Source organism: Mastigocladopsis repens PCC 10914 (assembly GCF_000315565.1).
Lineage (GTDB): Bacteria > Cyanobacteriota > Cyanobacteriia > Cyanobacteriales > Nostocaceae > Mastigocladopsis > Mastigocladopsis repens.
Genome location: NZ_JH992899.1, coordinates 1 through 16,964 on the forward strand (window position 1 = coordinate 1; position 16,964 = coordinate 16,964).

28 protein-coding genes and 1 pseudogene are annotated in these 16,964 nt (G+C 46.3%); 16 read left to right on the forward strand and 13 right to left on the reverse strand.

Going from position 1 to position 16,964, the window contains the following annotated elements:
• Window positions 1-948, forward strand: a pseudogene (locus tag MAS10914_RS34775) (hypothetical protein); the annotation flags it as partial.
• A 108-nt stretch (window positions 949-1,056) separates the two neighbouring features.
• Here the strand turns inward: MAS10914_RS34775 and MAS10914_RS0100010 are convergent.
• Together MAS10914_RS0100010 and MAS10914_RS0100015 are read right to left on the reverse strand one after the other, a co-directional pair.
• A complete protein-coding gene (locus tag MAS10914_RS0100010) occupies window positions 1,057-1,347 on the reverse strand; it encodes a hypothetical protein (protein WP_017313860.1) in 291 nt (96 codons plus the stop codon).
• 34 nt (window positions 1,348-1,381) lie between these two features.
• Entirely contained in the window at window positions 1,382-1,768 is a 387-nt protein-coding gene (locus tag MAS10914_RS0100015) for a helix-turn-helix domain-containing protein (RefSeq protein ID WP_017313861.1), read from the reverse strand.
• A gap of 209 nt (window positions 1,769-1,977) precedes the next feature.
• Between MAS10914_RS0100015 and MAS10914_RS0100020 the strand changes: the two genes are divergently transcribed.
• From MAS10914_RS0100020 to MAS10914_RS0100055, 7 genes are all read left to right on the forward strand, one after another.
• Window positions 1,978-2,274, forward strand: coding sequence for a MarR family transcriptional regulator (locus MAS10914_RS0100020; protein ID WP_017313862.1), 297 nt, complete (start codon window positions 1,978-1,980; stop codon window positions 2,272-2,274).
• Window positions 2,271-2,858, forward strand: coding sequence for a hypothetical protein (locus MAS10914_RS35145; protein WP_017313863.1), 588 nt, complete (start codon window positions 2,271-2,273; stop codon window positions 2,856-2,858). Before MAS10914_RS0100020 ends, MAS10914_RS35145 begins: the two co-directional genes overlap by 4 nt.
• A complete protein-coding gene (locus MAS10914_RS34780; RefSeq protein ID WP_017313864.1) occupies window positions 2,855-3,730 on the forward strand; it encodes a hypothetical protein in 876 nt (291 codons plus the stop codon). Before MAS10914_RS35145 ends, MAS10914_RS34780 begins: the two co-directional genes overlap by 4 nt.
• The gene (locus MAS10914_RS0100040; RefSeq protein WP_017313865.1) at window positions 3,727-4,212 is read left to right on the forward strand and encodes a hypothetical protein; all 486 of its coding nucleotides are present in this window, start codon (window positions 3,727-3,729) and stop codon (window positions 4,210-4,212) included. The genes MAS10914_RS34780 and MAS10914_RS0100040 overlap by 4 nt, the downstream gene beginning before the upstream one ends.
• A gap of 307 nt (window positions 4,213-4,519) precedes the next feature.
• Complete coding sequence (locus tag MAS10914_RS36485) at window positions 4,520-5,335, forward strand: DNA cytosine methyltransferase (protein WP_017313866.1); 816 nt, start codon at window positions 4,520-4,522, stop codon at window positions 5,333-5,335.
• Between the two features lie 52 nt (window positions 5,336-5,387).
• The gene (locus tag MAS10914_RS36490; RefSeq protein ID WP_017313867.1) at window positions 5,388-5,735 is read left to right on the forward strand and encodes a hypothetical protein; all 348 of its coding nucleotides are present in this window, start codon (window positions 5,388-5,390) and stop codon (window positions 5,733-5,735) included.
• 429 nt (window positions 5,736-6,164) lie between these two features.
• On the forward strand, window positions 6,165-7,103 hold the full coding sequence (locus tag MAS10914_RS0100055) for an RpnC/YadD family protein (protein ID WP_026082226.1): 939 nt from the start codon (window positions 6,165-6,167) through the stop codon (window positions 7,101-7,103).
• 122 nt (window positions 7,104-7,225) lie between these two features.
• On the opposite strand, the gene MAS10914_RS0100060 is transcribed toward MAS10914_RS0100055, so the two are convergent.
• The 5 genes from MAS10914_RS0100060 to MAS10914_RS0100075 form a co-directional block, all read right to left on the reverse strand.
• Window positions 7,226-8,200: a tyrosine-type recombinase/integrase gene (locus tag MAS10914_RS0100060; protein WP_017313869.1), complete on the reverse strand. Its 975-nt coding sequence runs from the start codon at window positions 8,198-8,200 to the stop codon at window positions 7,226-7,228.
• A 47-nt stretch (window positions 8,201-8,247) separates the two neighbouring features.
• The gene (locus MAS10914_RS33725; protein WP_156818036.1) at window positions 8,248-8,394 is read right to left on the reverse strand and encodes a hypothetical protein; all 147 of its coding nucleotides are present in this window, start codon (window positions 8,392-8,394) and stop codon (window positions 8,248-8,250) included.
• 17 nt (window positions 8,395-8,411) lie between these two features.
• Window positions 8,412-9,416, reverse strand: a complete 1,005-nt coding sequence (locus MAS10914_RS29040) for a DUF4365 domain-containing protein (RefSeq protein WP_017313870.1) — start codon at window positions 9,414-9,416, stop codon at window positions 8,412-8,414.
• Between the two features lie 397 nt (window positions 9,417-9,813).
• Window positions 9,814-10,179: a ribbon-helix-helix domain-containing protein gene (locus MAS10914_RS0100070; RefSeq protein WP_017313871.1), complete on the reverse strand. Its 366-nt coding sequence runs from the start codon at window positions 10,177-10,179 to the stop codon at window positions 9,814-9,816.
• Window positions 10,176-10,823: an AAA family ATPase gene (locus tag MAS10914_RS0100075; RefSeq protein WP_017313872.1), complete on the reverse strand. Its 648-nt coding sequence runs from the start codon at window positions 10,821-10,823 to the stop codon at window positions 10,176-10,178. Before MAS10914_RS0100075 ends, MAS10914_RS0100070 begins: the two co-directional genes overlap by 4 nt.
• 245 nt (window positions 10,824-11,068) lie before the next feature.
• Here MAS10914_RS0100075 and MAS10914_RS0100080 point away from each other — a divergent pair, with 245 nt between their 5' ends.
• Window positions 11,069-11,494 carry a hypothetical protein gene (locus MAS10914_RS0100080; RefSeq protein ID WP_156818037.1) on the forward strand — a complete coding sequence of 142 codons (426 nt, stop codon included), beginning with the start codon at window positions 11,069-11,071 and terminating at the stop codon, window positions 11,492-11,494.
• A gap of 164 nt (window positions 11,495-11,658) precedes the next feature.
• On the opposite strand, the gene MAS10914_RS0100085 is transcribed toward MAS10914_RS0100080, so the two are convergent.
• From MAS10914_RS0100085 to MAS10914_RS29045, 4 genes are all read right to left on the reverse strand, one after another.
• Window positions 11,659-12,078, reverse strand: a complete 420-nt coding sequence (locus tag MAS10914_RS0100085) for a single-stranded DNA-binding protein (RefSeq protein ID WP_017313874.1) — start codon at window positions 12,076-12,078, stop codon at window positions 11,659-11,661.
• 60 nt (window positions 12,079-12,138) lie between these two features.
• A complete protein-coding gene (locus tag MAS10914_RS0100090; protein ID WP_017313875.1) occupies window positions 12,139-12,624 on the reverse strand; it encodes a hypothetical protein in 486 nt (161 codons plus the stop codon).
• 43 nt (window positions 12,625-12,667) lie between these two features.
• Window positions 12,668-13,018, reverse strand: coding sequence for a hypothetical protein (locus tag MAS10914_RS0100095; RefSeq protein ID WP_026082227.1), 351 nt, complete (start codon window positions 13,016-13,018; stop codon window positions 12,668-12,670).
• A 68-nt stretch (window positions 13,019-13,086) separates the two neighbouring features.
• The gene (locus MAS10914_RS29045) at window positions 13,087-13,335 is read right to left on the reverse strand and encodes a hypothetical protein (RefSeq protein WP_017313877.1); all 249 of its coding nucleotides are present in this window, start codon (window positions 13,333-13,335) and stop codon (window positions 13,087-13,089) included.
• A 139-nt stretch (window positions 13,336-13,474) separates the two neighbouring features.
• Between MAS10914_RS29045 and MAS10914_RS0100105 the strand changes: the two genes are divergently transcribed.
• Both MAS10914_RS0100105 and MAS10914_RS33730 read left to right on the forward strand, forming a co-directional pair.
• The gene (locus MAS10914_RS0100105) at window positions 13,475-13,729 is read left to right on the forward strand and encodes a hypothetical protein (RefSeq protein ID WP_017313878.1); all 255 of its coding nucleotides are present in this window, start codon (window positions 13,475-13,477) and stop codon (window positions 13,727-13,729) included.
• A gap of 70 nt (window positions 13,730-13,799) precedes the next feature.
• Window positions 13,800-14,033: a hypothetical protein gene (locus tag MAS10914_RS33730; RefSeq protein WP_156818038.1), complete on the forward strand. Its 234-nt coding sequence runs from the start codon at window positions 13,800-13,802 to the stop codon at window positions 14,031-14,033.
• A 3-nt stretch (window positions 14,034-14,036) separates the two neighbouring features.
• Here the strand turns inward: MAS10914_RS33730 and MAS10914_RS33735 are convergent, their stop codons facing one another.
• Together MAS10914_RS33735 and MAS10914_RS36495 are read right to left on the reverse strand one after the other, a co-directional pair.
• Entirely contained in the window at window positions 14,037-14,486 is a 450-nt protein-coding gene (locus MAS10914_RS33735) for a hypothetical protein (RefSeq protein WP_156818039.1), read from the reverse strand.
• Between the two features lie 59 nt (window positions 14,487-14,545).
• Complete coding sequence (locus MAS10914_RS36495) at window positions 14,546-14,926, reverse strand: hypothetical protein (protein WP_017313879.1); 381 nt, start codon at window positions 14,924-14,926, stop codon at window positions 14,546-14,548.
• Here MAS10914_RS36495 and MAS10914_RS33740 point away from each other — a divergent pair.
• The 5 genes from MAS10914_RS33740 to MAS10914_RS0100135 form a co-directional block, all read left to right on the forward strand.
• Window positions 14,915-15,055, forward strand: coding sequence for a hypothetical protein (locus MAS10914_RS33740; RefSeq protein WP_156818040.1), 141 nt, complete (start codon window positions 14,915-14,917; stop codon window positions 15,053-15,055). The genes MAS10914_RS36495 and MAS10914_RS33740 overlap by 12 nt on opposite strands.
• Window positions 15,056-15,068: 13 nt before the next feature.
• Window positions 15,069-15,260: a hypothetical protein gene (locus MAS10914_RS0100115; protein WP_017313880.1), complete on the forward strand. Its 192-nt coding sequence runs from the start codon at window positions 15,069-15,071 to the stop codon at window positions 15,258-15,260.
• A 780-nt stretch (window positions 15,261-16,040) separates the two neighbouring features.
• Entirely contained in the window at window positions 16,041-16,289 is a 249-nt protein-coding gene (locus MAS10914_RS35155; protein ID WP_017313882.1) for a hypothetical protein, read from the forward strand.
• 88 nt (window positions 16,290-16,377) lie between these two features.
• Window positions 16,378-16,521 carry a hypothetical protein gene (locus MAS10914_RS33745; RefSeq protein WP_017313883.1) on the forward strand — a complete coding sequence of 48 codons (144 nt, stop codon included), beginning with the start codon at window positions 16,378-16,380 and terminating at the stop codon, window positions 16,519-16,521.
• A gap of 198 nt (window positions 16,522-16,719) precedes the next feature.
• Window positions 16,720-16,964, forward strand: a 245-nt coding sequence (locus MAS10914_RS0100135; RefSeq protein ID WP_026082229.1) for a hypothetical protein, incomplete at its 3' end; no start/stop codon positions are given.

The following is a 16,964-nucleotide window of genomic DNA, read 5'->3' on the forward strand; positions in this document are numbered from 1 at the left end:
AAATATTTAAAAGTGGCTTGTGATGCTCTTTTTCAAAATAATTTAAAAATAATTATTGCCAAAAATATAAGATATGAAACAGAATATTTTTTGAATCAAAAAGAATTTGGAGGTCGGATAAAAAATTTTTTGAAGCGAGCAACTCGGGAATTTCCAAAACCAACAAAAGTTCTTATTGGACTCGCAATGGCGATTCCAGTTTATGCGCTTGTAATCCCTACAATTTTTGCTACCACTACTTTATTAACTGTCATTCCAGAATATATACAACATAATTTCTTTCCAGAAATAGAAGAAAAATCTATTCAGCCAAAAAAACCAAAATTATTAGCTTGGTTAGAGAATTCTGATTTATTGGTCATGGTAGCCATTTCTGGAGCATTTGGTAGTATAGTTAGTATCTTAATTCGACTCGACCAATATAAAGATAATGAAGACAAAACTTCAGCTATTCCTATTCTTGTCGGTTTTGCAAAACCTTTGATTGGAACATCATTTGGCATTCTAGTTTTTGCAATGATTAACTCGAATATTATCAGTTTTCCAGTTCTACGAGTGCCTACAGATTCAAACAATATTGAAAATATAGATGCCAAGTATTATTTGTTTTTTACACTAGCATTTTTAGTTGGTTTTAGTGAACGATTGGCTAATGATATTGTCAAGCGAGCAGAAGCAACCTTATCGCCTGAAACTGAAAAAGAAATTCTAAAAGAAGTCAGGGAGACAGGGCAGGGACTAAGGGAGACTGCACACGAAGTAGAGGAAGAAGTAAGGGAGACTGCACTGGAAGTAAGGGAGACTGCACACGAAGTAGAGGAAGAAGTAAGGGAGACAGCGCTGGAACTAAGGGAGACTCCAGATAGGGCCGAAGGAGAAATGAAAATCATTCAGCCTACCACATCTGATACATCAGCAGGAAATTCAAAAACAAATCCTCAACACTAACTCACCGATGGGGAAACAACGAAAAACCTGTTAACAAGTTATATCCCCGAGAACTGGAGACAAGCAATCGCCTCTCTTTCCCCCAGAACCAAAAACCTGTTAACGACTTTAGGCTGAATTTTTATCCCGTTCACTGCGGCAGAAATCTGCAAGCGCCTGAAACACAGTTTCGGGGTCAAATTCTGAAGTGTTCAGTATGATTGCAACGTCAGAATTGAGACTGACAAGTGAGCCTGTGACCAAGGTTAATCCTGACTCCGCAAGTCCGATAACCTTTGCCCTAGACTCTACTGGAAGCGATCGCAGTTGCTCTGCAAGAATTGCTTCCCTCTCCTCAACAGATAAGCCGCTCAACAGTTGGCGCACATTGTCTATCTCAGAAGATATTTCCCGAACCATTTACTCAACCCTGATACTGAGGAACAACTAGCAATCACACTGCGATCGCATTGTCAATATCCTTAGTATGCCCACGATAAGAGCGCGATCGCTTCCACTTTCGCCCAATGGCTATCATCGCCGCTTCCATCTCGTCATCATTAGCGACTTCTATCATTTGAACCAGAGAGCGCACGCCTTTGGTACCTTCACCTGACAAGGCATCAATGACGACTATGCCTAATTTTTCCTGGGCTGCTTGCCTTTGTGGAACAGGAAGCACACTCAGGATTTTGAAGTAATTACCAGCTTTTAGGTCAGTTTTTCCATCAAGAAATTTACTGAGAGTACTTTCATGTACACCCGCCTTTACAGCAATTTCTCTTGCTGTTAACCCACTTTCTCTAATTGCTGCAATTAATGTTTCTTGATGCCTATCCATATCGCCGCAACTTGCTTTGTTTCAAGTTTTTGTATATTATCAAACTTAACCAGGAAGTACAACTTAGCAAAGAATCACATTGGCGTTATGGCGCTGGTGTGACAATTGTGTGACATTGAGCGCGATTTTTACAACAGAAAACTAGCCCTACCTACATATGCAGGCAAGGGCAGAAACTTGTTTTATTCAATTATTCACTTACTCACATTATGACAGACGCAAAGACTCAAGGAAAGTTTTATCCACTTAAACATGAGGAATGGTTAAGAGCTTGCCGGGAATTAACGCCAGCACAGAAAGATGTGCTGTACTACATTCGCACGCTTTCACCGCATAACAATGGGATTGAAATTAATGCGGACTTGATAGCAAGCCAACTGTCATCGCCAGAGCATACAGTCCACAGCCAAACTGTAAGCCGCGCCTTGAAAGAACTAGATGCTAAGGGATTCATCGACCTATCCAGCTTCAGCCTAGTTGCCATCTTTGAGGAGGTGCAGCCATGATACCCAAGCCACAAAGGGACGAACAGGGTAGGGTTCAAGGTGAATTTTACCCTCTTCAAAAAGCAGAGCTTATTGCCCTCCGTAAAGCCAAGCTGATAAACAATGCTGCCTTTGTTCACCTGGCGCTCAGGTACGAGAACCCTTACTGCGACCGCCCTATTACGGTTATTCCTAAAGAGTTCGCGCTGCGGTGGCTCCTCCCAGAAAGCAGTGTCTATGAGGCGATCGCCAAGCTTAAGGCAGCTGGAGTTTTACCAGAGTGGGTCAGATTACAAAAAGCTGAGTACACAGATACTGAGCGTCAAATACGCGCTCGCCTCAAAGATGAACTCGGTGGTGAAGTCGAAGTCATTACCGCTGTGGGTCGCATTGACTTACTCACAGAGTCAGAGGTTATTGAAATCAAGGAAATAAACAATTGGAAAGAAGCGTTAGGAAAGATTCTCGCTTACGCAACCTTCTTTCCAGAACATAGTAAGCGAATACACTTGTTTGGGCGTCCCGATTTGACAAAACTGGCGCTAGCTCAAGCAACCTGCTCGGAGTTTGGGATTACTGTAACTTTTGAGGAGGTGGAACTGTGAGTAAAGCATCTAGGGAAAAAATTGGTGTACCATTCCACCCCCTCACCGCAGAAGAGGTTAGACAGTGGTATCGGGACAAACTTTTGACGACTGCTGGCTATTTGCTAGCTATTAAAAAAGTTACAAGGCTTCCTGGTACTAATCTTGTCATCACCAACGTTCTAAAATTCTGCGAAGAGTGGGAAATTAGTAAATCTGCCTTCTACCGTGCAGTCAATGAACTTAGACAAAAAGGATACATTGATTGGGAAGTTACTCACGGAATAATTCTTCAAGAGTCTAAGAAAGTTATTCCTTTAAGAGAGAAAAAGTGTCCCACAAGCGGGACAGATTCCCACGAGCGGGACACAGATTCCCACGAGCGGGACACAGATTCCCACGAGCGGGACACAGATTCCCACGAGCGGGACACAGATTCCCACGAGCGGGAAAATAAAAGCCTGAAACCCTCACCAAATCTAGATTCCAGCACTCCTCAGATCTATCAGATCTATTCAGAGTTTATTCAGACTCTCTCAGAAGCGGAGAGAGAGAATTTTGAAAAATTTGTCAGGGACTCTTGGAGAAAGATAACCGCCAAGAATGGGGAGCCAGGGAAGGAAATTATCAGCCTAGAAAGGTTTCTCAATAAACCCTCAGACTTGAAAAACTGGTGGCAGAAATTTTTAAATTCCCCTGAGGGTCGCCAAGCAAAGAAGAAAGCCGCAACCGGACACGATTGGCACAATCACCCGCGCTTCAATGAATGGATTTGGGCAGCTTTTGAACGCGGTTATGAGTGGGTACACGAAAACGAAGCGGAGCGAGAGGTGCGTCAAGCCTTTCATGACTGGGCTTTTGCGGTTAATGCTTTTGAGGGGGTGTGCGTATGAACTTCCCACAATTACCCCGCGAACCCATTCGCCCAGAACGCTCAAAACCAGAGGCAGAAAAGGAACTTTGGCAACCAACGTGGAAATGCTTCTGCTGCCAAGATACGGGGAAAGTCCAGCTTCACCTGATTCGGTTAGTCATTCCAGATTACGACCACCACCAGGATAAATCCGTGGTTTGTCAAAATCCCCAGTGCCAAGCTGGGGAAATGATTCGAGGCAACCCCAACTACGACCAACGCTTTACGGCTAGCATCTGCGCCAAATTAGACAAATTTTCCCGTGAGGACTGGCGATTAACACAAGCGCGAAAGTTTGTCAACATCAAAGCTTTATCTGAAAAGATAGCGATGCCGGGAAGCTGTACTCGCACAGAAAACGATAACCGCGAAGTGCTTTTAAGAAAGCGTGAAATTGAAGCGATAACTCATGAGCAATGGATGGCAACGAGAAGCAAGTATTTAGGGGGTGAGTCAGATTGACTAAAGCTGACGAAGTCCGGCTGTTTGATGTTGAGCAGTACACCAAGCCCAGGCGTAAGCACAAACGCGATTGGGACGGCGGAGTAGATCCAGCTTGGGAGGACGGCAGCGCCTTTCCCCCACTGTGGAAGGTAGGCGATCGCATTCGGGTAAAAATTAGCGCCGAACTTCCTCAACGCAAAAGTTACCTGAATAGCAATGTGGGGATAGTCGCAGCCGTTAACGGTTTCTCAACGGAGGTTTTGTTCAACGAGTCCCAGAACTATGAGCCGCACACAGTCACACTCAGCAACGATTGCCTGGAACTATGCCCCAATCCAAGAGACACCTCAGCCTCTTTGCAGGAATCGGAGGATTTGAGCAAGGAATCAGAATCGCCTCTGGAGACATCACCACCAAGCAATTCGTCGAACTTGACCCCAACGCCCAAGCCGTCCTGCGCTCGCATTACCCCAACATCCCCATCCACAGCGACATTAGAGACTTTTCCCCCAGAACTGGAGAATTTGAACTCATTACCTGCGGATTTCCTTGTGTCGGGACAAGCAACGCCGGACTGCGAACCGGACTCAACCACCCAGAGTCAGCCCTTTGGTTTGAAGCCCTGCGGTGCATCGCTCTTGGCAAGCCCAGCTTCGTCATCATCGAAAATCCTCCAGGGGTTATCAGCCGAGGACTTCGAGCAATTCTTGGAGGACTCCGAATGGTCGGATATTGTTGGGATGATCCACAAATCATATCAGCAGAGGAACTCGGAGCGCCGCACGAAAGAAAAAGGCTTTTCATCATTGCCTACCCCGACCACCTACGCCAAAGGTTCCGGGAAGTGCCGACCCGCTGGGGCGACCAGATTGGAACAGTCATTGCGGAAATTTATTGCCAAGGGGGACAAGCTGCACCCAGCAGTGCCGGGGTGGATGATGGGATTCCCGCCTGGGTGGGTGGAAGAAATATTGATGGCTGGTGGGCAAGCAATATCAATACAGCTCCCTTTTACCCCGGAATGCGTCACCACACACCAAAGCGAAGGGAAGCAAACGACCTCTACGCCCGTTCAGTCTGTCCATTGCAAGCTGCGATCGCCCTCCGAAGGGTCTTGTATCTCAACAGTTTGCTGTCCTAGCTGTGAGCAACCTTTACTTCGACTTGCCGACGCCTGCGGCGTGTGCGGGTGGATGCCAAATCCCCCAGAACTGAAATCTAAAATCCAAAATCCAATTCCCCCAGAACTGAGCAAAAAGCGCTCCGCTTCTGGCTGGCTGGAACACTACACCAAAAATAAAAAGCTTAAGGATGGAACCATTGCTACTTTTCCCAGAGTAGAAGGGCATCGGGAACCAGAGGAACCATCCCACTGGTACTGGGCGTATAAATATGAAGAGAAAACCCCGATAGCTAAAAGCGCTAATGGCTTTGTCACTAGGGCTTTTAGCGTTCCTTCATCCAAGGTATATTCGGTGAGGTATGCGATCGCCTCCCACTGGTCTATCTCAGATATCTTGCAGCTCCTCAAAAGCTGTTAACAAGTTTTAGTTCTGGGGGAAAAGTCGGTATGCGATTTTCCTTCTTGACACAGAAGGGCATGGCAATCGCTTCTCGCTGGTCTATCTCAGATATCTTGCAGCTCCTCAAAAGCTGTTAACAGGTTTTAGTTCTGGGGGAAAAGTCGGTATGCGATTTTCCTTCTTGACACAGAAGGGCATGGCGATTGCATTCTGGCACTGGCAAGAAAGTGCAATCGCCTCCCGCTGGTCTATCTCAGATATCTTGCAGCTCCTCAAAAGCTGTTAACAAGTTTTAGTTCTGGGGCTAAGGTGTACTAAGAAGCGCTCGCCCTCGCGAATGAGAGAGCAGTTCGAGCTTGATTAGTGAGAGAATTTATTCTTACAATTTGCTACCGTGTCGCACTGCACACTTTCAAAAGCCAGTTCAAAACTACCCATCAAAGGACAGTGAACAACCCCCAAACTGAATTCGATACCCCCTGGAAAGACATACTACAGCAATATTTTGAGGATTTTATTCTGTTTTTCTTCCCCCAAGCTCATAGCGAAATCTCCTGGAGCCGGGGCTTTGAGTTCTTGGACAAAGAACTGCAACAAGTGGTGCGGGATGCAGAACTAGGGCGGCGGCTGGTCGATAAACTCGTTAAGATTTATCGCACCGGGGGCGAAGAAGCATGGGTCTTGATTCATGTAGAAATCCAAAGCCAGGAAGAAAGCGACTTTGCCGAGCGGATGTTTGTGTACAACTACCGCATCTACGACCGTTACAAGCGCTCGGTCGCTTCTTTAGCGGTACTGGGAGACGAGCGCGCAAGCTGGCGACCAAATCAATTTGGCTATCAGTTATTTGGCTGTGAAGTCGGCTTTAGGTTTCCAGTAGTGAAATTGCTAGACTACCAAGAGCAGTGGTCAGAGTTAGAAGCCAGCCGCAACCCCTTTGCTACTGTAGTCATGGCTCATTTAAAAGCAATAGAAACCCGCAATAATCGCCCCTTACGCAAACAGTGGAAGCTAACTCTCACTAAGCGGCTGTACGAACAGGGCTTTTCGCGGGAAGATGTCATCAACCTGTTTCGCTTTATCGACTGGGTAATGAGCCTACCATTAGAGTTAGAGCAAGAGTTTCAGCAAGAATTAAGTCAGTACGAGGAAGAAAGACGTATGCCTTACATTACAAGTATTGAGAGAAGTGGTATCAGGCAAGGACTGTTAAAAGGCATATCCTTGGGTTTGAAGCTGAAATTTGGTGAGTCGGGTTTAAATTTATTACCAGAAATCTCTGAACTGAATGATATCAATCTATTAGAAGCAATTCTGTCAGGGCTGGAAACAGTCAGTACGGTCGAGGAGTTGCGTCAAATCTATCGCAACACGACCACCGAATAAGAGCTGTTTTGCAACAAAATCTTTATTGCAAGTAGACCAGTTATCATTTAAAACGCCTCCAGAAATCACTCTCAAAGGCGAAAGCACCCAGTTCCAGTTCTGGGGGAAAACAAGGGCGCTCGCTACCTCCTTTTCCTAGAACCAGGGATACTGAGCGCTTGGACAGCACGACGCTTAGTTTGTTCGCCGCGTCGGTCGTATCTAGCGGTTAACTCAGGACTAGCATGACCAGCTAGCCGCTGGACTGTAGAGATGTCTGCACCAGAGTCGAGCAATTCTGATATAAAAGTTCTTCTAAAATCGTGAGCAGAAAAATCAGCCACAAGAGCTTGTTCACCGCGTTTTTGCAAAATGAACAGCACCGCCTGGGGCGTTAGCCGCCGCAGAACTATGTAACCAGCTTTGTTGATATGACACAGCAGAGAACCAGCCGCCCCACCTCGGACATCGAGCCAGTCTTCTACTACCGGAATTGCCCCATCTGGTAAATACACAGTGCGGTCTTTCCCTCCTTTAGCGCCCCATACTTTTAAAGCGCCGCTATTTGGGTTAAAGTCGCTTAAGTTCAAAGAAACCACCTCAGCCCGCCGCAACCCAGAACCGCGCAGAATAGCAATGAGCGCCGCATCCCTAAAACCTGCGGGGGTGGGGTCATCAAAGCAAACTTGCATCAAATCAGCAATTTCTTTCTCAGTTAAAGCGCGTCCCTGTAACTCCTTGGACACCTTAACGTTTTGGATATCTACAGCGCGGGCAAAATCTTTTGCATCTATCAACTCCAGTCTCAAAGCTTCTTTTAAAACTCTCCTCAAAGCACACAGCATTTTGTTAGCCGTCGCTGGTGCGTACTTCTCTATCAAGGCAGCACGGACGGCGGCAGTATGTTTGTAGCGCAACGCTGCCCAGTCCAGGGTGAGAGCATCACAACTATTATCGGTTAACAGTCGGGCAATTGTATCCAAAGCTTGCCGCATCGCCGGACGTGAACCAACAGAGAGTCCTGACAAATACACCGCCACTGGATGTTCGGTTAAAGGTAGTGGTGCAGTCAGCGCTCTTGGGCAGCTGACTACATCACTTTCAGTGCGTTCACTCATTTAGTTATCCGAAACTGAGTTCTCAACCGCAGCATTCTCGTAAGTAATTAAGTAATTATCTCAGGTTTTGTTGATGTGCGATCGCTCTTTTGATGAAGTTGCGTGGGAAGCGATTGCCCTGCTCCCGCACTGCGCTCTCTTGCATCGCCGAACGTCGAACCCGCCGTCCGGTGCAGTGCGGTGTTAGACCGCACACGTATTGAAGTTGGGATTATTTATTTTGGTGTTCCTCATCCTCTGTGTCAGAAATCAACAAAACTCTTTTTCCAAACTCTTTAATATTAGGTATCCTAACTATGTCAGAAGGAAGCCCGAATAACATCCGCATGGGACGCTCACAAGCGACAGATACCAGATCAGAAGTTTCAAAAAGTTTTTGTTCAACTTGGCGGATGTATTCAACTAAGCCACGTCCCCTTGAAGTCAGTGGAGCTATATATTGAGGCTGCATTTCTCTCTCAAACCAGTCAATTAAGTAGTCTGAGTAATCAATCCTAGCTAGATTTTGAGAGATGAGAAATCGTGTGTAACTGTGTAAGAAGTCATGCTCGTATGAGCCAACCCCAAGCCCAAATTCAGACTGATCAATTTCGAGATAAATATCTGCAAGATCAGTAGCAAGAGACATCCCAAAATATATGTGTCTACATAAATTAGTAAGACCGTTACAAAAAAGGTCTAGGTAAGTTAAAGGAAATGATGCATTTCCAGAATGCCCTCTTACCATTGTTTTGAGTAGTTCTGGGTACTCAAGGAGATTTGAAGAAACAGGACCCACAGATGTCATAAGTTCTTCGCTAGACACCATGTCAAGTCTATTCGCCTTTAGAACGGGGATATAGGTATACTCTCTGTCTCGTTCTGGTATGTTCAAGTAATACCTTGCATCAGTGTAGTAGGTCAAGCCAGACTGAGGGTCATGAAGAAATAAGTAAACAGGGAGTGGAAAGCATTCCCAGTAAACCTTATGTTTTGGATCTGGATAAAATGCCCAATGATCTCCTTTATCGCGTAGATATGATGCTCCCGATTTAATTTGAGCAGCAGCCAGTCTTCCGGGAGCCTCTCCATTAGAGACATACTCTATTTGTCCATCTATTCCCACATCTGCATTAGGAGTTTCTCTAAAGATGAATCCGATGTTATTGAGGTGCATAGAAACTGCCAAAACTCCTTGGCGCTCTGTGAAATAGTTGTCTGATACCTTCGGGAACATCAATGTTGAATCTCCACACGCAGTTAACGATCCAGTTTAGATGAACTGACTCTGCGATTGCATAAAGGCAGTGGGCACATGGACAATCACCATGCAGGGCACTGTCACCCGGAAAATCGCATGATTGCGGGCGCTCCTTACTCCACTAAAAAACCCGGTTATCTGACCGGGCTTTAGTGGGGCAATATCCCCAAAGGTTTGTTATAGAAGTTAGTTATAAGTAGGTAATCTAACTAAGACTACAACCAGAGCGTTGTCAATTTCGGAAAACTGTTACCCAGTTCTAAAAATTTCCTCGCATCGAAATAAGGCTTACATCAGCCCCGCCACTTCGATTATCTGGAAATACTTCATCATTTACTTACTGCATTACTGCATTACTTACTGCATCAATGAATTACTCCTCTACTTCCTTGAGTGCTTCATCCAGCAAAAGCCGCACAATCTCAGCCTTTTTCCTACCTGTCTTCGCCGCTAGCACAGACAGCTTGCGGTGCATCGACTCGGTTAAATCCACGGTTAATCTTACTGTCGGTTCCTTGGGAGTGGTTGAGTAAAGTTGAGACATAAGTGATGGTTTTTTGGGTTCTTGAGTGGATGTAGGTTTTTCAACTGGCTTTGCCACTGGCACAGTTTCTTGTTCTGGCTCTGGTTTAGCCGAGTCTTGAGTTTCTGTCTCTTTGACGTGGGGTTGCTCCTTGGGGCCATAGACAAACTCACTCGCCAGGGCATCATCGAGGGGCTTTCGTTTCTTGGTACTCATGGCACCATCCCCATAATTTCTTTGAACAACCGCTCATATTCCCTAGCTGAGTCAGTTGCTGGACGACCTGGTAAATCCCAAATTGTTGCGGCTTGACCAAAGGTGTCTGCGATCGCTTGCTTATTGTGAATCACTGTCTTAAGCACCGTCACCTCTTTTGTTTTCGATAACAGTGCGATCGCTTCATCTAGTAGCTTTGTCCCCTTAACAGCTCGGCTAATAAATATAGCTGCTTTGGGTGGACCACCGCGCACAGATTGAGCTTGCTTGATTAACCGCACAGAATCAGAAGCCGATTGCAGGTCTAAACCTGTTGGCTGACAAGGAACGACAGCCAAATCAGCCCGAAACAAAATCGCCCTGGTGGGTTCGGCAAGACCGGCGGGTCCATCCACAATGAGATAATCACACTGCTTGGCTAACTCTGGAATTTGCTCTAGTAGTTCATCAGGTGATTGCAGCACAGTAGTTGGAATTGGGTTATCTTCCATCGAAGTCAGCCAAATTGAACTGCTGCGTTGAGCATCAGCATCTAAAAGCTGAACTTTGTGACCTTTGCGGTATAGCCAGCAGCTCATGTGGACGGCAGATGTGGACTTGCCACACCCTCCCTTTTGATTCAAAAATCCTATAACTGCGCCCATTATTCATTCTCTTGCTTAAAGCAATTACTGCCATACTGAATCACTTACTGCATTACTGCATTGATGCAGTAAGTATAACTGGAAAGTAGCTCGCGGGCGTGTGGAGTCAGCCAAGCTTAGAAAAACCTTGGAGATAGCGCAAGGTAATGGTCTGTTCAGTAAAAATTGTTAACAAGTTTATCAAAGTCTTGGTCAAAGTTGTTAACTGCTTTAACCTATTGTTGTCATTAGTTGTTAACAGCTTTATGAGTGACTTGATTGCCAAGGGCGGGCGTGGAAATAAAGCCCCTTATGAAACAACGCTTGTGAGGGTTCCGCTGCCGATTAAGCCAATGGTTGAGAAGATAACAGCGCAATGGCGAAAGTTTTTTGAGCAAGGCTCGGATGAAGTGACGGAAGGGGCTGGCGAGATGTTGGAACGGGTGGAGGCTGCGATTGCGTTGAGCGCAGTACCTAGAGCGGAGCGTCTGTGTCAGGAGAAGGCGATGCAAGAGAGCGCAGTGCCGGAGGCGATCGCACCTCCAGAAAAACCTGTTAACAAGATTGATTATGAAGCTGTGCGCGATCGCTATCTCGCCTCTTTGCGCCTGGGGAAGCAAGCACCGGAGTACAAACGGGCAAAGCAGCACATTGACGCATTTATCAAGGAGTTAGAGAAAGCTGAAGTTTGAAGTTAATCGCATTTCCGTTTCCCCCAGAACTGCTAAAAACTACGGTGAGCGCGGCTGCACTAGCGTTCCCTGAGCCAGCCCAAGCAGCTGGAACAGGCAAAGCAACAGAAAAAAGGAGTGGTCGCCCACTCCCTCTACTGTTGCCGCTCCAGCTACTTGCCTCGCTAGTCCAGCCGCGCCAATCCCCGGACTTTCTCTGGCACTGGCTCAACTTCAGCCGCTGAAATTGGTTTAAACGTTATCAGCCGCTCGTAGGCGTTTGAGCCGTCCTCTGCTTTACCAGTGCAGCGACTAAACCAAATCGCTGGGTCAAACTTATTGGAGGGCGATCGCCTGATGTACTGCTGCCCGTTCCAAGAAACAATCGCCGCCCCGTGTTGGTCTTTTCGCTCCACCGTTGCGCCAATAGACGACCAGTCAAAGGTTTTAAATGACGAGAGTGGGTATTGGTAATTGGGCGCTGTTCTGGGGGCTAACCGTTCCAGCGCTGCCGTCATTTTCTCCAATGAAGCAGCCATTTTCTCAAGTGCCAGCGTTTGCCGTTGCTGGATTTGTAGCCAGGTGTGAATTTGTTCTGGTGTCATGTTTGAATAGTCCTTGCGTTAGTTCTGGGGGAAAGCGATTACTCTCCCCCAAGCGCGTTCCTAAAACTTGCTGCGACTTAACCTGTGCGTGGCGTCAACCTTCACGGCTGCAAACCTGTACCAGGTCGTGATGTGGGCGAATTTTCTCACCCAAAACTCAGCCTGCTCCTGGCTGAACAAGAAAGCTCGGTGCTTCTTGTCCCAGTAGGGGCGCTCGATAATCCTCGCCCAATACAAGCCTATTCTGCGGTCGCACACCAGCCAACGGGCATTTAGCTCCAGTTGTTGCAACTGCCTTGCTCTGGCTGTTACTTCCTCAATTGCTCTAATTTGAATGTCGAGATATCCAAAGCTGCAATCGCTGATGTAGTTGATGTAGCCGCGAACTTCCCGCCGCTCCTCTTTGGTCAACTGGTCGTGAATTGCTGACCACTGCGGCGACAGCATCAGCGCCTCTAGTTCCTCGTTGATGTAGTCGTAGCTGTAGAGCTTCTGAATCTTGCGGCAGGCTTCTTTGTATTCCGCCGCTTGTTGTGGGGTCATCATCTGTGGTTCCTCCAGCCCCAGCTTGCGCCGGGGCAACTGCGGTTTACTGGTTAGCCTGCAACTCTAGGCGGGCGATCGCCTCTCGTTTCTCCAACTTCAACACTGAAAACTCATTGCGCTTTAGGCAAAGTTGAATAAAGCAAGACTCACGCTTGCTGCGGTACTGGCTCAAAATTTCCTGCTGTTCCCAGTAGTTGGGGTGTTCGTCCAAAAGCTGCTGCCGTTTGGCTTTGCGTTGCGCGTCGTTGCGGAGTGCTGCATCAAAGGCAATTGTACCGTCAATCTCAGCTTCAATCTGCTTTACCGTGGCGTGGGTCTGCTCAATTACCAGGTCAAAATCAAACACTTCGGCTTGGAGTTTTGCGATTGCGGTTGGATATTCGGATAGTTGCATAGTTAGAATCCAATTGGTAAATGATGTGGCTTGGGGAAGTTTAACGACGTTCCCCAGGTCATTTTTTTTTAGAACCAACTACTGTCGTAGTAGTCGCCCTGATGGTCTTTTTTTTCTTGGGTTAACTCAAACTCTTGCTCTAGGCGTTCGGTGTCGATATCCAACCGCAAGTCTGCAATCGCCTTTAAGATTGTTTGGATGTCTGCGTTGTCGCTGCCTACGACGTAGTGGTTTTGTAGAAATGCTTCAGCTTTACCGATGAACTGCTCAAGAGTTAGTGCTAGCTGATTTGCCGCTGATGGTGCTTGAATTGTCATAATGAAATCAATTGTTTTTAATGGATGCCCGGTTGGTAGCCGGGTTTTTTGTTACACTAATATTATGCCATGTTTACAAGGCAAGTGCCACGTATACACGGGATAATTACCAAATCTTCATATTTGTAAACACGGGATTATGGCAGCAGTTGAGGGAAAAACTGGAAACCCTGGAATAAGAAACCCAGCCAAAAAGAACGCCACCAGCTTTACTGTCAAGCCTGGGAAAGAACCGCGATCGCACAAGCCAATGGCATTTCGTCCGACGCTCTCTCTAGAAGCTGAGATTGAGGCGGCGGTTGAAGCGTCGGGAATGACTAAAACACAATGGCTTGAACAAGCTGCGATCGCATTTCTCAAAAATCCCCCAGAACCAGCCGGAGAAAAAATCTAACTCCTGATTTTATGCCATGTTTACGCGGCAATATATTGACAAGACCATGTAAACGTGGCATAATAAAAGAGTGGAAAGCAGAACGACGGAAGCCCGGAGGCAAAGAACCAGCGAACGCGGGACGCGGGGACAACGACAGGGAGCGAGTGAAACTAACCACCAGCTGCGGGAGAAACCTAACCCGCGACGGCAACAAACCCGCAGCTGCACGCCACAAGGCAACCCCCCAGCCACCGGAACGCAACAGAGGGCGGACGACCTGGGAACCACTGCCCTTGGGCGACAGCCAACCACTGCTGACTAATGACTAATGACGAATGACGAATGACTGGTGGCTGACGAGTAGCCGCAGGCAGGCGTGGGCGACGGGCAAGCGCCACAGGAGTAACCGCCGCGTCGCCGCAGCAGTTTTTCTTTTCCCTGTGGCTGTATTGCACGTCGGGCTTAGGGCTTTGGGCAACGCCTGCCGGAGGCTGCCCCCGTGACTGTTTTTCTTGGTTGTCCTTAGTCTGCTATCAGTTCTGGGGGAAATTAGCAAGCAGAAATTACGCATACGTGATTTTATGCCAACACACAGGCGATCGCCCACTTTCCCCCAGAACCAAAAACCTGTTAACAAGTTCTTTGGTAAAATCGCCTGCTTTCCCCCTTCAGTTCTGGGGGAAATTAACAAGCAGAACGCATACGTGATTTTATGCCTCAGTATAGGCGATCGCTTGCCGCGCGGGGGGATAAGGGCGGTAACGCAAGCAGGCAAAAAATAGCCCCCAGTAAGTTGGGGGCATAAATTGTTGAGTGCGGCAAAGTGATGACGGGCTATTGCACCAAAATCGAGCGTATTAAAATGCTCATGACCTCGCCTGTGTTGCCAGTTGGCACCAGGGGACTCCAATCGCCAATTGAGGCGTATCTGAGTTGGTGCAGAACGCGAATTGTGCTGGTAACGGCTTTGGGAGAACCAATCAGTGTATGTTTAATAGGTTCTCTTTCTGGGGATGCTTGAGAGTTAGTTTGATTGGGGATGGGTGTATTTGCGTTGTCGGCACTGGACAAAAAGCCTTGAGTTATGGATTGCAAGGAATAATTTGCACCATATAACGGTGCCACTGCTAGAGCTTGCCCTTGCACGTACTGTTCCAACTTGAACTGAGTGATTGCTTGCTCGTCGAAGAAGAGCGCTTGCACTTGTGTCATCATTTACTTGTCTCCCGATATGGGGGTTTACAAGGCGATCGCTTTTCCGGTTGGCGCTGGAAGCGATCGCTTTTAACTTTTGAGTATATCAACTTGGGGGAAAATGGGAATGGGGGAATAGGGGAATATTGATGATATTCCCCCTATGCCATGCCAGAATGATGAGATGGCAAAACCCGAAGATACGGTCAAACTGGTGATTGGCAAACAATTAAAAATCCGTTTCAAGTCCCTGTGTGTGCAGTCAGAAACGGATATGAGCAGCATTGCCAAAGAGTTAATCGCTGCTTGGTGCGATGAGCAGGAGCGCAAGCAAGCTGCTCAAAAAGACCAGTAAAAGTTGTTAACAAGTTATATGCCGCCGAGATGGTGAGTGATTGGGCGATCGCCTCCGGCGGGTGCTCCGCACCATCGCGTAGCGTGTCGCGTGTCTCCTGCAGATGAGTTATTAGGGCGGACAGTGGTAGCCGTGGGTAGCAAGGTTCCTTAAATCTGCATAAGTTGCTTTTGTTTGCACCTATATATATTATTTGGGGTATCTAAAATGAAAAAATGTGTATCTATCTAAAGATAGAAGTTTTATACTTTTGACTCTCTCTTGGTAGATTTTGATAATCAGTTATGCAAGAATGATTTTGTTACTACATGAAGCTCATGTATGTCATGCCAAGAAAAGTATTAACGGAGCCAATAAAAAGGCTCACAGTAGAATTGCCAGAAAGTGAATACAACTTGTTAGACAGTTATTGTTTAGAAAAACAAGAATCTAAACGTCAAGTCATACGTTCTTTAATTCGGAGTTTAAGTTCTTTTAATTACCAAGAGCAATGATCTATTAAGGGTATTGCATAATTCAAATATGAATTCTACATACGATTTTTCTAATAGTTTTGTTTCCGTATAGAAATCTCAGTTGAGTCTTTCCTTATAAATAAGTGTGTTTGTTATAGCTAAATCAAAGGTGTCAAAAAATGACTAATACAGCCTTAATTGCAACATATCTAGATTTTTCTGAGAAAACTTAAAAATCTTTAGAAGTAGAACATAGCATCTATCAAAAAGGATGCACAGCTAGATTGCAGAAACTAAATCAGCTTGATAAAGGAGCTAGTAAATAATGTGGGATAAAATGCCATCGTTGAAGTCTAAAAAGAGCGCTTCTTTAGCATTCTTCCTAGGCATCTTTTTTGGATCAATAGGGATTGGGATTTACTTCCAAAGCTTCCTTGATTTCTTAGTTCCAACCATAGTATTCATTGTGGCTGCGATCGCTGGATTTGGCATTGGAGCTGTACCAGGTTGGCTCTTCGCTGGGTTTTGGGGTATGATGCGGGCTTTGGATTCCAATCATAGGAATAAATATTGAGGGTTTTTATAGTAAGTTTTTCAATAACTGATTAGACCTTTTGCAGAAGTCCGTGCTGAGGAGGATATGAAACCGCAGTCTGTAGTAGATGAATGCAGACAGAACTGAGGAACGCTCTCCTACTTTCCCCCAGAACAAAGAAGCGATCGCTGCGAAGGCGGGCGCTCTGCGCCATCGCCCCCAAGAGTTCTGGGGGATATTAGCAAGCAGAAATTACGCATACGTGATTTGATGCCAACATACAGGCGATGCTCCACAGGAGCCGCCCAAAGGGCGATCGCGTATCTCCTGCGGATGAGTGATTAGGATGGATGGTAAAACTCTGTAATAGTCAATTGACTTGATACTGTCTACCTAATATTTAGGTATGTGGCGGTATCTTTGGTTTACACGACATTTCTCAAACCCCCTAAAATTTAAAATTTAGTTTATGTCGCAAGAAAACAAGCAACACGATTGCCAAACCATACTTACAGATATACAAGATAGTATTGCTAAAATTATTGATGATTTACATAAGAATCTTCAATTTAGAAACAATGATTTCAAAGATGATATTCAGGCGGAAATTGCAAAACAGATTGCTGTGTTACAGCGATTTGAGGAATATATTGTCAAACTTCAAAAACAAAGGGTGAAGAGCATAGCAGAATGTAGTTCTCTACAATCAAGAGT

Excerpts from the sequence above, each read along its gene's own strand:
- MAS10914_RS0100010 (WP_017313860.1), bottom strand. The coding sequence starts at position 1,347 with ATGGTTCGGGAAATATCTTCTGAGATAGACAATGTGCGCCAACTGTTG.
- MAS10914_RS0100015 (WP_017313861.1), bottom strand. The coding sequence starts at position 1,768 with ATGGATAGGCATCAAGAAACATTAATTGCAGCAATTAGAGAAAGTGGG.
- MAS10914_RS0100020 (WP_017313862.1), top strand. The coding sequence starts at position 1,978 with ATGACAGACGCAAAGACTCAAGGAAAGTTTTATCCACTTAAACATGAG.
- MAS10914_RS35145 (WP_017313863.1), top strand. The coding sequence starts at position 2,271 with ATGATACCCAAGCCACAAAGGGACGAACAGGGTAGGGTTCAAGGTGAA.
- MAS10914_RS0100040 (WP_017313865.1), top strand. The coding sequence starts at position 3,727 with ATGAACTTCCCACAATTACCCCGCGAACCCATTCGCCCAGAACGCTCA.
- MAS10914_RS36485 (WP_017313866.1), top strand. The coding sequence starts at position 4,520 with ATGCCCCAATCCAAGAGACACCTCAGCCTCTTTGCAGGAATCGGAGGA.
- MAS10914_RS36490 (WP_017313867.1), top strand. The coding sequence starts at position 5,388 with ATGCCAAATCCCCCAGAACTGAAATCTAAAATCCAAAATCCAATTCCC.
- MAS10914_RS0100060 (WP_017313869.1), bottom strand. The coding sequence starts at position 8,200 with ATGAGTGAACGCACTGAAAGTGATGTAGTCAGCTGCCCAAGAGCGCTG.
- MAS10914_RS29040 (WP_017313870.1), bottom strand. The coding sequence starts at position 9,416 with ATGTTCCCGAAGGTATCAGACAACTATTTCACAGAGCGCCAAGGAGTT.
- MAS10914_RS0100070 (WP_017313871.1), bottom strand. The coding sequence starts at position 10,179 with ATGAGTACCAAGAAACGAAAGCCCCTCGATGATGCCCTGGCGAGTGAG.
- MAS10914_RS0100075 (WP_017313872.1), bottom strand. The coding sequence starts at position 10,823 with ATGGGCGCAGTTATAGGATTTTTGAATCAAAAGGGAGGGTGTGGCAAG.
- MAS10914_RS0100080 (WP_156818037.1), top strand. The coding sequence starts at position 11,069 with ATGAGTGACTTGATTGCCAAGGGCGGGCGTGGAAATAAAGCCCCTTAT.
- MAS10914_RS0100085 (WP_017313874.1), bottom strand. The coding sequence starts at position 12,078 with ATGACACCAGAACAAATTCACACCTGGCTACAAATCCAGCAACGGCAA.
- MAS10914_RS0100090 (WP_017313875.1), bottom strand. The coding sequence starts at position 12,624 with ATGATGACCCCACAACAAGCGGCGGAATACAAAGAAGCCTGCCGCAAG.
- MAS10914_RS0100095 (WP_026082227.1), bottom strand. The coding sequence starts at position 13,018 with ATGCAACTATCCGAATATCCAACCGCAATCGCAAAACTCCAAGCCGAA.
- MAS10914_RS29045 (WP_017313877.1), bottom strand. The coding sequence starts at position 13,335 with ATGACAATTCAAGCACCATCAGCGGCAAATCAGCTAGCACTAACTCTT.
- MAS10914_RS0100105 (WP_017313878.1), top strand. The coding sequence starts at position 13,475 with ATGGCAGCAGTTGAGGGAAAAACTGGAAACCCTGGAATAAGAAACCCA.
- MAS10914_RS36495 (WP_017313879.1), bottom strand. The coding sequence starts at position 14,926 with ATGATGACACAAGTGCAAGCGCTCTTCTTCGACGAGCAAGCAATCACT.
- MAS10914_RS0100115 (WP_017313880.1), top strand. The coding sequence starts at position 15,069 with ATGCCATGCCAGAATGATGAGATGGCAAAACCCGAAGATACGGTCAAA.
- MAS10914_RS35155 (WP_017313882.1), top strand. The coding sequence starts at position 16,041 with ATGTGGGATAAAATGCCATCGTTGAAGTCTAAAAAGAGCGCTTCTTTA.
- MAS10914_RS33745 (WP_017313883.1), top strand. The coding sequence starts at position 16,378 with ATGAATGCAGACAGAACTGAGGAACGCTCTCCTACTTTCCCCCAGAAC.